Raw genomic sequence first — 12,113 nt, 5'->3', positions numbered from 1 at the left:
CCAGGAACCCGTCCCCATGACCATCGCCCGCTTCCTGCCCCTCGCCCTCATCGCCCTGCCCACTGCCCTGGTTGCCGCGCCTGCCACCAACTGGGTGAACCGCGTCGTCATCTCGCCGGTCGGCGGGCATGTGATGGGCAATCCGTCCGCCACGACCAAGCTGGTCGAATATGTGAGCTATACCTGCAACCATTGCGCCCAATTCGTGGGGCAAGCGAGTGGGCCGCTCAAGACCGGCTATGTGAAGGGCGGCAAGGTCAGCGTCGAGGTGCGCAATGCGGTGCGCGACAAATATGACCTGACCGCCGCGCTGCTTGCGCGCTGCGGCGGCCCCGCCCGCTTCATGGGCAATCATGAAGCGCTGTTCGCCAATCAGGATGCGTGGATGGCGCAGATCGAAACCTATGATCGCGACGCGACCAAGCCGACCGACCAGATCGCGGCGCTGCGCGACATCGGCCAGAAGACTGGGCTATACACGCTGATGGGCAAGCGCGGCTACAAGCCCGCACAGCTCGACGCCTGCATCGCCAGCCCGATGGCGATGAAGCAGGTAATGGCGATGACCGACGATGCATGGAACAAGGTGAAGATCACCGGCACGCCCGGTTTTACCGTCAACGGCACGCGGGTCGAAGGATCGACCTGGCCCATCCTTCAGGCCGCATTGCCGCCAGCCGCGCGCTGATCTAAACTCGTCCCCCAATCATCCATCATCGGAGCCTTGCCCGTCGTGAAAGCCTTTTCCGGTCTTGCCCTTGTCGCCCTCAGCCTGACCCTCGCCGCGTGCGGCAAGAGCGAGGAAGGCGCCACGCCCACCGGCGAATCGGTTGCCGCCGTTGCGCCGCCTGCCGGCACCAGTTGGTCGCAGACGGTCGCCGAAACGCCGGATGGCTATTTTCTGATGGGCAATCCCGATGCGAAGGTGAAGCTGGTAGAGTTCGGTTCCTATACGTGCAGCCATTGCAAGGATTTCACCGCCGAAGCATCGGAAGAAATCAACAAGCTGGTCGACACGGGCAAGATGAGCTTCGAGTTCCGCCCCTACGTGCGTGACGCGATCGACATTTCGACGTCCTTGCTGGCACGTTGCGGCGGCAAGGATATTTATTATCCACTGTCCGAGCAGTTCTTTGCCAACCAGACCGCGATGTTCGACAAGGTGCAGGCGATGGGCGATGAACGCTATCAAGCGGTGATGAGCGCTCCACCCGTACAGCGTTTCGGACAGTTGGCGAATGCTTTGGGCCTTGTCGAATTCGCGCAGCAGCGGGGCATCTCGGCGGATCAGGCCAAGCAGTGCCTGGCCGACACGGCTGCTGCGGAAAAGCTGGCCAAGGGCGTCGAGACGGCCAACAGCCAATATCAGATCACCGGGACGCCCAGCTTCCTGATCAACGGCGTGCTGGTCGACAATGCCGCGAACTGGGCCGCGCTCCAGCCCAAGCTCAAGGCAGCGGGACTCTGATTGCCGGCCGGGGGGCGGACATCAGCGCTTGAGGGAACCGGAGCGATGCATCGCTCCGGTCCGATCCCGTGCAGATAAAGCGGCTCAAACTCTCCGGCTTCAAAAGCTTCGTCGATGCGACCGAACTGCGGATCGAACCGGGCCTGACCGGCATCGTCGGCCCCAATGGGTGCGGCAAGTCCAACCTGCTGGAAGCCATCCGCTGGGTGATGGGCGAATCAAGTGCCCGGTCGATGCGCGGTGGCGGCATGGAAGATGTGATCTTCGCGGGCACCGCGACCCGGCCGCAGCGCGATTTCGCGCAGGTGTCGCTGCTGACGGTACAGGAACAGGGCGAATTGTTCAGCGCCGTCGATGTCGGCGCGGATGGCGAACTGGAAGTCACCCGTCGGATCGAGCGCGGCGCGGGCAGCGCCTACCGCGCCAATGGCAAGGATGTCCGCGCGCGAGACGTGGCGCTGATCTTCGCCGATGCCGCCACCGGACCGCATAGCCCGGCGCTGGTCAGCCAGGGACGGATCGCCGCCGTCATCGCCGCGCGGCCGCAGGAGCGGCGCGCGATGCTGGAGGAAGCGGCCGGAATTGCGGGCCTGCATGTCCGTCGGAAGGACGCCGAACAGAAATTGCGCGCTGCCGAAGCCAATCTGGCGCGGCTCGACGAAATATTGATCGACATGGATGCGCGGGCCAACAGCCTGCGGCGACAGGCGCGCGCGGCGGAACGCTATATCCGCCTGTCCGACCAGATCCGGGTGGCCGAGGCGCGCGTTTTGTTTGCGCGCTGGCGCGAGGCCAATGCCAGCGCGGAAGCCGCCCGCGCCGACGCGAAACAGGCCGATCATGGCGTTCATGTCGCGCAGCAGGCGCAGGTGGCAGCCGTAGCCGAGGCGCAGGAAGCAGTAGCCCTGTTGGCGGACAAGCGTGCCGCCGCGCAGCAGGCGCGCGAGGATGCCAGCGAAGCGGGGCACAGGCTCCAGACATTGCGGACGCAGCGCGATGCGGTGGTGCGACGCTTGCAGGATCTCGTACAGCAAAGCGTACGACTGGAAGAGGATCGGGCGCGGGAAGGGACGCTGGCCAATGACGCGGCCGAGGCGATTGCGCGACTGACGGCGGAGATTGGTACGCTCAAGACGCGGATCGCCGAGACGGAGACATTGCGGCCCGATTTTGCGGCACGGATCGCCGCTGCCGAGAGTGGCGCACGCGATGCCGAGTTGGATCTGGCCAAGGCGATGGCGAAGCAGGCGGGCGAGCAGGCCGAACTGCGCGTCGCGGAAGCCGCGCTGGTGGCCGCGCGCACCCGGTTGGAGCGGGCGGAGCGCGAAGCGTCTCGCCTTGCCGCCGAAGCGGCGGCGCTGCCCGATGCGGCACCGTTGGAGGCGCAGCGCGCCGAGGCGGTCGCGCGGCAACAGCAGGCCAGCCTGGATCGGGATGCGGCCGAGGCGATGATCCGCGAGGCGGAAACGGCGCGGCAGTCCGCCAGCGAGGCGCGAGCGTTAGCGCAAGCTGCGCTGTCATCCGCGCGCGCGGCACTGGCGGCGCTGGACAGTGAAGCGGTAGCGTTGCGTCGTGCCGTCCATAGTGGTTCGGGCGGGCGGGCGCGGGCGCTGGACCAAGTGAAGGCTGCGCCCGGTTATGAACGCGCCTTGGCTGCTGCCTTGGGCGATGATCTGGAAAGCCCTATTGCTCCGGAAGGCAAGCGTCGCTGGGCGGGGGCGCAGGCGCAGTCCGATGACCCGGCGCTGCCTGAGGGCTGCGAGTCGCTCGCCGATCATATCAGCGCGCCACCCGAACTCGTGCGCCGTCTGGCCCAGATTGGTTTTGCGGAGCAGGATGCGGGGCAGATGCTGCGTGTCGGCCAGCGTCTCGTCACCCGCGATGGGCAGATGCGGCGGTGGGACGGCTATGTCGCGATCGAAGGCGGCGCGGCGGCAGCCGAACGCTTGATCCGGCTCAACAGGCTGGAGGCGATCGTCGCCGCCCGGCCGGCCCTCGCGACCGAGGTCGATGCGGCGCAGGACGCAGAACAGGCCGCGCGGGCATCCGAACAGGCCGCGAGCGATGCAATGGCGGCGGGACGTACCCGACTGACGCAGGCGGAGCAGCAGCAGCGCGCCGCTCTGCGTGCGGCGGACGAGGCGACGACCGCGTTGGAGCGCTTGTCCGGGCGGCGCGAAGGGGTAGAGGAGCGGCTGATCGAAGCCCGGCGTGATTGCGACTCCGCGCGAGCCGAGCTGGATATGGCGCAGGCCGCGCGCACGGCGATGCCCGACGGGGCGGACACGCGGGCGGTGGTTGCTGCGCTGACGCAGGCGAGTGAGAAGACGCGCGCCGCCGTCAGCCAGTTGCAGGCCGACCAGGCCTTGGCTGACCGCGCGCTGTCGAGCGACCGCGAACGGCAGGCGGCGGCCGAGGCGGAGATCAAGAGCTGGCGCGGACGGGCGGGCGAAGCGGCCAAGCGTATTGGGGCGATGGTCGCGCGCGGCGAGGCGATCGCTACCGAACGCACGACGATCGAGGATCAGCCCGACTCCTTGGCGCAGGCCATCGCCGCATTGGATGATCAGGGCGCCGCACTGGCGGAGGCGGCCGAAACGGCCAGGCGGGCGGAATATGAAGCGGAAGCGACGCTGCGCACCGCCGAACATCGTGCAGCGCAGACGGGCGAAATGCTGGCCGCAGCGCGCGAGGCGCGCGCCACGGCCGTCGCCCGCGCGGAAGCCGCCGATGAAAAGCGCATCGAAACCAATCGGCTTTCGGGCGAACGGTTCGAATGTCCGCCGCCATTGCTGCCGGAGAAGCTGGGTTTTACCAGCGCCGATATCCGCATCGCCCAAACCGAACAGGCTGAGCATGACCGCTTCGTCGCCGAGCGGGAACGGATTGGTCCAGTCAATCTGGTCGCGGCGCATGAACTGGGCGAGTTGGAAGCCAACCAAGCGGCCAGCCGCGCGGAGAGCGAGGAACTGACGCAGGCCATCCACCGGCTGCGCGGATCGATCGGCAGCCTCAATCGCGAAGGACGGCAACGGCTGCTCGCCGCGTTCGAGGCAGTCGACGGCCATTTCCGTCGCCTTTTCACCACGCTGTTCAACGGCGGGCAGGCGCATCTGGAACTGATCGACAGCGACGATCCGCTGGAGGCGGGGTTGGAAATCATGGCGCAGCCGCCGGGCAAGAAGCTGGCCGCGCTGACTTTGCTATCGGGTGGCGAACAGGCTTTGACGGCGGTGGCGCTGATCTTCGGCCTGTTCCTGACCAACCCCGCGCCCATCTGTGTGCTGGACGAAGTCGATGCGCCGCTGGATGATGCCAATGTCGAGCGCTTCTGCGACCTGCTCGATGCGATGGTGGCGCAGACCCAGACCCGTTATCTGATCGTGACCCATAATGCCGTCAGCATGGCGCGGATGCACCGCTTGTTCGGCGTCACCATGGTCGAACAAGGCGTCAGCCGTCTGGTCTCAGTCAACCTCCAGAGCGCCGAGGCATTGCTGGCGGCGGAGTAGACTTAGCTCCTGCCGAACCAGCCCTTCATCCGGCGGAACAGGCCGCGTTCGCTGATCGATTCGAACATTTCTTCGGGGCCTTCGGGGTCGAGCACTTCATGATCGGCGAGCCAGGTCTGGACGTCGTTCAGGTCCGGGGTGACATAGGGGCGTAGCGTCCGCCCCGGCTTCTGGCGCATTTCCTCGATACCCGCCACCAGTCCGCGCTCCGCGATCACGGCGGCGACGCGCTCGACCGGCATGTCGAGATGTTCGGCGATCAGATCGTTGCGAATGGCCAATATACGGTCCTGCCGACCGGCGTTGGCGGGCAGGATCGTGTCGATCGTCACGTCGCATTCGGTGTCGAGCCGCATCGACCGGTTATTCATATTGGAGGAGCCGACCCGGATCAGCCGGTCATCGACGATCAATATCTTGGCATGGATGTAGATGGGCACGCCGCGCGTGGTGAAGGCGTGATAGATGCGGAAGCGGCCATGGGTATCGCGCGCCTTGAGCGCTTCGTAGAGGCGCGCGCGCGCCGTATCCATCGCCTGCTGTTCCAGCCAGCCATCGGCATGCTCTGGGTTGACGATGACGATATCCGGGCCATCGGGTCCGGCCAGCCGCTTGGCGATGGCCTCGGCGATGCGGCGGGAGGCGAAATACTGGCTCTCGGCATAGATGCAGCGTTTTGCGGCAGCGATCTGGTGGCAATAGAGATTTTCAATCTCCGTCACGCCATCCTGATCGTCCATTTGTGGCGCGGATCGGGAAATGGCGACATCCACCCCTTCAAATTGCACGGGGAGACGATCGGGCCAGCAATCCTCGCCGCCTTCCACTGGCTCCAGATCATCACCGCCCGCCATCTTCCAGCGCATGCGCGCATGCGCGCCGAGCGCGGCGGCAACCGGCCCGGCCAGAGCGGTGGTCGCATCATGCCATGGACCATAAGGCGAACCGTCGGGATGATGACGTCCGGCTTCATCGTCGCGATGATGGCGGGTATCCCAGCGATCGCCGGTCATGTCGATACCGCCGCAAAAAGCGAAACAATCGTCGATCACCACGATTTTCTGATGGTGTGAGGCGGCGGGTGGATGATGCCCGTCCAGCTTCACCGTGACGCGTGGATGCGCCATCCATTTGAGTGTGGTGAAGAGGTTGACGGGGCTGACCATCGACTTCATCGCGCCGACATCCCAGCGCAGCAGGAAGATTTCGAGGTCGGGCGAGCGGTTGACGAGCCAGCTGATGAAATCGCCGATGACGGCGGGTGCGCCGTCTCCGACCTCATCGTCGCGCACCAGGCTGATCGCGGCATCGAAATCCCAGCCGATCAGCATGATCCGCTTGCGTGCCTTGAGCATCGCCGCGCGGGCGTGGCGGAAATAGGTGTCCGCGTCGATGATGACGCTGGCGCGGGTGGCTGTCTCGATGCGCCAGCAATCGTCGCCGGGCACTGGACCTATGGGATGCGCGCTCATGCGCTGCCTACTACCAGACAAGCCAGGAACATCAACAACCCCGCAAAACGATTGGCGCGAAACTTGGTGAGCGGGTCTACACCGTCTTCGCGCAAGGTCGCAACCTGCCACAGCAGATGCCCCGCCATCGGCAGAAGAGCGACAAGCGCCAGACTGTCGGGCCGCACCTGCCAGATCGCCGTCGCCCAAAGGCCAAGCGCCAGAAGATAGCAAAGCGATACGCCCGCGCGAACATGGCGCCCCATCGACAAGGCGCTGGAACCGATCCCGATCAGCGCGTCATCCTCCCGATCCTGCAGCGCGTAGATGGTGTCATAGCCCACGACCCAGAAAATGGTTCCGGCGTAGAGCAACAGGCCAGCGGTGGTCATCGTACCAGCCACCTCGCTCCAGCCGACCAAAGCGGCCCAGGAAAAGACAAGTCCCAGCCAGATTTGCGGCCAGCCGGTGATCCGCTTCATGAAGGGATAGGCCGCGACCAGCGCCAGCGACGCAAGCGCCACGACCTGCGCATAGGGCCGTAATTGCAGCAGCACGACAAGCCCGACCGCGCAAAGGACCAACAGCCAGAGCCAAGCGGTTCTGAGCGAGATCGCACCGCTGGCGAGCGGGCGCGAAGCCGTGCGGGCGACCTTCGCGTCGAGATCGCGATCGACGATATCGTTGAACACGCATCCCGCGCCGCGCATCGCGATGCTGCCGAGCAGAAACCACAGGATGAGCGGCCAGCGGACAAAGCCGCCCCCGGCCAGCGCCACGGCCCAGGCCCCTGGCCAGAAAAGCAGCCACCAGCCGATCGGCCGGTCGAACCGGGCCAGCAGCCCAAGGCCGCGCGGCGTGTCTGGCAAACGCGACAGCAGGCCGCGCGCTTGGGTGTCGGGGACGATGCTGCTGCTCACACTATCTCCGTTTCGCCGCTGATCGCGGGGCGCGTCTCGACTTGCTTCGACAGGAACGGCATTAGGGGCCGCATCGCCATACGGAAAGACCGAAATGACCGCTACCCCAGCCTGGCCGCCGCAAAGCGCCCCGCGCCTGCATGTCGAAACCCAGTTGGGCGAAGGCGTGATGGTGTCGATCGACGGCAATCCGGCCCATTATCTGATCGCCGTCATGCGGGTGAAGCCCGATGACATCGTGCTGCTGTTCGATGGGCGGTCGGGCGAGTGGGCGGCGCGCGCGCGCGACATCCGCAAACGCGACCTGGTGCTGGAATGCGTGGCGCAGACCAAGGGGCCGGAGACGGTGCCCGATTTCTGGCTGTGCTGCGCGCCGATCAAGAAGGGACGCATCGACCTGATCGCGGAAAAGGCGTGCGAATTGGGGGTGGCGAAGCTGCAGCCCGTGCTGACCCGCCGCGCGGTGGTGGACAAGCTGAACCTAGACCGGCTGCACGCGCATCTGGTCGAAGCCGCCGAGCAATGCGGGCGCACCGCGCTGCCCGAACTTGCCGCCATGGTGAAGCTCGATGCGCTGCTGCGCGATTGGCCGCAGGGGCGCTCGCTCTTCTTTGCCGATGAAACTGGCGGCGCGCCGCTGACGGAGGGTTTTGCCGCCCATCCCGGCGCGGCGGCTTTCCTGATCGGGCCGGAGGGCGGATTCGACCCCGCCGAACGCGCGGCGATCCGCGCGCATCCTCAAGCCGTACCGGTCTCGCTTGGCCCCCGCATCCTGCGCGCGGAAACCGCCGCCATCGCCGCTACGGCGGCCTGGATGACGATCAATGGCGACTGGAAATAGTTTCATTTCGCTATTGGATTGAACCCGATAGCAACACAGCCTATTTGACCGAAGCCCGCCGCTGTTTGACGGGCAGAGGGGAAGCAGTAAGGGCGGGGCATGAGCACAAGAACCGACTCAGCGGGCCAAGATCCCGTCATCGAAAGCCGCGACCAGCTGATCGCGGCCTTTGCCAAGGGCGAAAAGCCCAAGGACCGCTGGCGCATCGGCACCGAGCATGAGAAATTCGTCTACAGCCGCAAGGATCATCACGCCCCGTCCTATGAAGAAAAGGGCGGCATCCACACGCTGCTGATCGGCCTGACTCGCTATGGCTGGAAGCCGGTGTTCGAGGGCGAGAATATCATCGCTTTGTCGGGGGACGATGGCACGATCAGCCTGGAACCCGCCGGGCAGCTCGAACTGTCAGGCGCACCGCTCGACAATCTGCACCAGACCTGCGCCGAAACCGGGCGGCATCTGGAACAGGTGAAGCATGTCGGCGACATGCTGGGGTTGGGGTTCCTGGGCCTTGGCATGTGGCCCGACAAGACGCGCGCCGAATTGCCGATCATGCCCAAGGGCCGTTACGAGATCATGCTGCGGCACATGCCCCGCGTGGGATCGATGGGCCTGGACATGATGTTGCGCACCTGCACCATTCAGACCAATCTGGATTATGGCAGCGAAGCCGACATGGCCAAGAAGTTCCGCGTCTCGCTGGCGCTGCAGCCGCTTGGCACGGCTTTGTTCGCCAATTCGCCCTTTACCGAGGGCAAGCCCAATGGCTTCCTGTCCTATCGCAGCCATATCTGGTCGGATACCGACCCCAAGCGGACGGGCATGCTACCCTTCGTGTTCGAGGATGGCTTTGGCTATGAACGCTATGCCGACTATGCGCTCGACGTGCCGATGTATTTCGTCTTTCGCGACGGCAAATATATCGATGCGTCGGGGCTGAGTTTCCGCGACTTCCTCGACGGCAAATTGTCAGTCCTGCCCGGCGAAAAGCCGACCGAGAAGGATTGGGAGGACCATCTCTCCACCGCCTTCCCCGAAGTGCGGCTGAAGAGCTTTCTCGAAATGCGTGGCTCGGATGGTGGTCCATGGGGCCGCATCTGTGCCCTGCCCGCCTTGTGGGTCGGGCTGCTCTATGATCAAGGCGCGCTCGATGCGGCGTGGGATCTGGTCAAGGACTGGACCATGGAGGATCGGCAGATTTTGCGCGATTCCGTGCCCAAGCTCGGCCTGGACGCGCCGATCGGTGACGGTCGCACGCTGCGCGATATTGCCAAGCCAGCGCTGGACATTGCCCGGTCGGGGCTTGCCGCACGCGGTCGGTTGAATGCCGCGGGCGATAATGAGACGGGCTATCTGTCCGATCTGGAAGAGGTCGTGTCATCCGGCAAGACCCATGCCGAACGGCTGCTTGATCGCTATCATGGCGAATGGGGCGGCGATGTCAGCAAAGTCTATGCCGAGGAAAGCTTCTAGGACGCAGGCTGCTCCGCCGTCTGTGCCACCACAGTCGCGTCCCGCTTGCGCCCGGTGACCCAGGCGAAGAAGCGGGGCACCGGAGCGTTGCGCTCCATCCAGTCGCTATAGGCGCGATAGTCGGGGTCGGCCGACAGATGCTGTTCCTCCGTCCGGGCGCGCCAATAATAGACGGCGTTGGTGAGGCCCAGCATCGCGCAATTGCGCACGATGTCGGTGATCGACCCGCTGACACTGAGGAAAGGCAGCGCTGAAAACCACCAGAAGAGGTTTTTCGACAAATAGGCCGGGTGCCGGGTCCAGCGATAGGGACCGTGGGTCAAAATGCCGCGATGGGTGAGGTTGGAAAAGCGCAGGCCGAACGCCATCGTCGCCCAGGCATAGATGGCGGTCAGCAGCACCAGCCACCCGCCCAGCAGCCATTGCAACGTCGTCGATCCTTGCGTCCAATAATCCCATTCCGCGCCGCCCGCATGATAATCGAGCGGCCCGCCGCCGCCCATCAGGACGAAGGGCGGGTAGCAGATCAGGGCAGCCAGCCAGCCGGCAAGATAGGGATTGGCGGTGCGGATATGCGAATCGAGCGGCTTGAAGGTCAGGATATAGCCGACCGTCGCCAGACAGACGTCGATCATGAACATGACCGCGATCAGGAATCCGGCGAGCGCGATCGGATTGGCCAGTGCATCGGCGATCCGCCATTCGACCACGCTCGAAAAATTACCCGGTACGATCGACACCATGAAGGCCAGGAAGAAGCCCTTGACCGCCCAAGCGCGAGCGTGATGCGCGACCTGTACCATGTCGGGCACGCCCGCCGCGCCGCCGATCACCCATTGGCCAAAGCTGTAGGAGGCATCCTTTGGATCGACCATCCGCCGGTCGATCCAGATGACATAGGGGATGGAAAGTGCCAGCAGCCATGGCGCGGCGCTGGTGAACAGGTCCATCGAGAAGCGGTAATTGCCGCTCCAATACCAGCGCGCGACGCAATAGAAGATGGCAATGGCGAGCCAGGTCGCCCATAGACCGGCGATCTTGACGATGCTGATGTCCAGCACGCTGCGGACCGGACGGGCGGGCGCGTGCCAGTCTATGCCGGTCGAGGCATTGCGATGCACCTTGTCGATCAGCAGCGACCATAGCACCATCGGCACGCCGCAGGCGACGACCGCAGCCAGCCCGGCATGGGGACCGTTCATGCCATAATGGCGCGCGACCAGGGTCCAGAGGCCAAGGCCCACCAAACCAGCGATGCCGACGCCATGGCTGACGGCGGATTTGGGGCAGGGATCGTCAGAGTCGCGCATAGCGGCAAGCCCTAGCAAAATTTGGTAAGCAAGCGGTGAAGGCTTTCGCTGCAGGGCCGTTGCAGACAAACTGCTTAACCTGCAGCAAGGTCGTGAACCCATTTTATCTCAATGCGTTATCCCCTCATCAACCGATAATGATGGAGGCAGGAGATGACGATCGCGGTGCGGTTTCCCGATGGCAGCATCCAGAATGTACCTGCCCAGTTACGGGAGATCAGCGATTCCTCCGGTTCCAAAGTCACTCCGCGTTTCGAGCGCGTTCCGCTCAATTGCGATTCCAACTGGACCTTTCATCGTCATGGCGAGAACTGGTACGCGATGCCACGGTCCGGCAGCCTGTCCGCGCTACGCCCGGTCGTAGCGGAATGGTGGCGGTCGGTGGCCCATATGGAGGATGACGCCGGAAAAGCCGTTGGTCCGGCCAAGACAGCGCGTGGTCAACGGCAGCGCCAACGGTCCGGCTGGGGCAACGCCGCTTGAGGCACTACCCGCCCAACACGTTGATCGTGAATGCCAATATGCCAAGGTTGAACAGGAATGCGGCGAGGCTCTGAAACAGCGCCGTGCGGCGCATGATGCTGCTCGTCACGGATACGTCGGATGTCTGGAACGTCATGCCGAGCGTGAAAGCAAAATAGAGAAAGTCCCAATAGCCTGGCTCCTGCGTATCCGGGAAGTCGAGGCCACCGCTATCCTCTCCCTGCGGTCCGGCGCGATAGAAGATATGCGCATAATGCATGGCGTAGACGAGGTTGGAAAACAGCCAAGCCACCAGCAGCGTTACTAGCAACAGCGCAACTGTTGCCGCCTTATGCCCGCCCTGCTCGCCAACGGCCACGCCCACGGCGACCAGTATGACCAGACTGACGATGGCGGTAATCAGCAGCATCAATTCGCGATTGGCATCATTCGCAGCGGCCTTGCGCCGCATCGCCGCGGCATCGGCCCGGATGAGGGATGTTACCGACAGCATGAAGGCGATTGCGGCCATATCGAATCCCGCCATCACCGCCTGATGCCAGGGCAGAACCAGAGCCAAAGGCGCGATCGTCGCCAGAAACGCCAGGAACATGCCATAGCGCCAGGGGAAGATCGGCGATCCTGATCGAATGCGGTTCATGCCGGATATCAACGC

General features: G+C 64.5%; 10 protein-coding genes. 6 read left to right on the top strand and 4 right to left on the bottom strand.

Translation table 11 applies throughout. The features are described 5' to 3' along the window. The first annotated feature begins 16 nt into the window (after positions 1-16). From BSY17_RS11990 to BSY17_RS11980, 3 genes are all read left to right on the top strand, one after another. Positions 17-688: a thioredoxin domain-containing protein gene (locus BSY17_RS11990; RefSeq protein WP_069066936.1), complete on the top strand. Its 672-nt coding sequence runs from the start codon at positions 17-19 to the stop codon at positions 686-688. Positions 689-733: 45 nt separating this feature from the next. Then, complete coding sequence (locus BSY17_RS11985) at positions 734-1,468, top strand: thioredoxin domain-containing protein (RefSeq protein ID WP_069066935.1); 735 nt, start codon at positions 734-736, stop codon at positions 1,466-1,468. 68 nt (positions 1,469-1,536) lie between these two features. Beyond that, positions 1,537-4,980 (top strand): chromosome segregation SMC family protein, encoded by a 3,444-nt coding sequence (locus tag BSY17_RS11980; RefSeq protein ID WP_069065674.1) that lies wholly within the window; start codon positions 1,537-1,539, stop codon positions 4,978-4,980. 2 nt (positions 4,981-4,982) lie between these two features. On the opposite strand, the gene BSY17_RS11975 is transcribed toward BSY17_RS11980, so the two are convergent. Both BSY17_RS11975 and ubiA read right to left on the bottom strand, forming a co-directional pair. After that, positions 4,983-6,452: a phospholipase D-like domain-containing protein gene (locus tag BSY17_RS11975; protein ID WP_069065673.1), complete on the bottom strand. Its 1,470-nt coding sequence runs from the start codon at positions 6,450-6,452 to the stop codon at positions 4,983-4,985. Further along, the gene (ubiA, locus tag BSY17_RS11970) at positions 6,449-7,351 is read right to left on the bottom strand and encodes a 4-hydroxybenzoate octaprenyltransferase (protein WP_069065672.1); all 903 of its coding nucleotides are present in this window, start codon (positions 7,349-7,351) and stop codon (positions 6,449-6,451) included. The genes BSY17_RS11975 and ubiA overlap by 4 nt, the downstream gene beginning before the upstream one ends. A 94-nt stretch (positions 7,352-7,445) precedes the next feature. Between ubiA and BSY17_RS11965 the strand changes: the two genes are divergently transcribed. After that, entirely contained in the window at positions 7,446-8,192 is a 747-nt protein-coding gene (locus tag BSY17_RS11965; RefSeq protein WP_069065671.1) for a 16S rRNA (uracil(1498)-N(3))-methyltransferase, read from the top strand. Positions 8,193-8,291: 99 nt separating this feature from the next. Continuing rightward, positions 8,292-9,665: a glutamate--cysteine ligase gene (locus BSY17_RS11960; RefSeq protein WP_069065670.1), complete on the top strand. Its 1,374-nt coding sequence runs from the start codon at positions 8,292-8,294 to the stop codon at positions 9,663-9,665. On the opposite strand, the gene BSY17_RS11955 is transcribed toward BSY17_RS11960, so the two are convergent. Further along, complete coding sequence (locus BSY17_RS11955) at positions 9,662-10,975, bottom strand: methyltransferase family protein (protein WP_069065669.1); 1,314 nt, start codon at positions 10,973-10,975, stop codon at positions 9,662-9,664. The genes BSY17_RS11960 and BSY17_RS11955 overlap by 4 nt on opposite strands. A gap of 153 nt (positions 10,976-11,128) precedes the next feature. Between BSY17_RS11955 and BSY17_RS11950 the strand changes: the two genes are divergently transcribed. Further along, positions 11,129-11,458: a hypothetical protein gene (locus BSY17_RS11950; RefSeq protein WP_069065668.1), complete on the top strand. Its 330-nt coding sequence runs from the start codon at positions 11,129-11,131 to the stop codon at positions 11,456-11,458. 4 nt (positions 11,459-11,462) lie between these two features. Here the strand turns inward: BSY17_RS11950 and BSY17_RS11945 are convergent, their stop codons facing one another. Then, positions 11,463-12,098 (bottom strand): DUF1345 domain-containing protein, encoded by a 636-nt coding sequence (locus BSY17_RS11945; RefSeq protein ID WP_069065667.1) that lies wholly within the window; start codon positions 12,096-12,098, stop codon positions 11,463-11,465. Between the last annotated feature and the right edge of the window lie 15 nt (positions 12,099-12,113).

Origin of the sequence: Sphingobium sp. RAC03 (genome assembly GCF_001713415.1) — a bacterium.
Lineage (GTDB): Bacteria > Pseudomonadota > Alphaproteobacteria > Sphingomonadales > Sphingomonadaceae > Sphingobium.
Note: the sequence above shows the minus strand (reverse complement) of the source record. Positions and strands in the feature narration are given on the sequence as shown.

What these genes read in the sequence shown, in the direction of transcription:
- BSY17_RS11990 (WP_069066936.1), top strand. Translation starts at nt 17, where the DNA reads ATGACCATCGCCCGCTTCCTGCCCCTCGCCCTCATCGCCCTGCCCACT.
- BSY17_RS11975 (WP_069065673.1), bottom strand. Translation starts at nt 6,452, where the DNA reads ATGAGCGCGCATCCCATAGGTCCAGTGCCCGGCGACGATTGCTGGCGC.
- BSY17_RS11965 (WP_069065671.1), top strand. Translation starts at nt 7,446, where the DNA reads ATGACCGCTACCCCAGCCTGGCCGCCGCAAAGCGCCCCGCGCCTGCAT.
- BSY17_RS11960 (WP_069065670.1), top strand. Translation starts at nt 8,292, where the DNA reads ATGAGCACAAGAACCGACTCAGCGGGCCAAGATCCCGTCATCGAAAGC.
- BSY17_RS11955 (WP_069065669.1), bottom strand. Translation starts at nt 10,975, where the DNA reads ATGCGCGACTCTGACGATCCCTGCCCCAAATCCGCCGTCAGCCATGGC.
- BSY17_RS11950 (WP_069065668.1), top strand. Translation starts at nt 11,129, where the DNA reads ATGACGATCGCGGTGCGGTTTCCCGATGGCAGCATCCAGAATGTACCT.
- BSY17_RS11945 (WP_069065667.1), bottom strand. Translation starts at nt 12,098, where the DNA reads ATGAACCGCATTCGATCAGGATCGCCGATCTTCCCCTGGCGCTATGGC.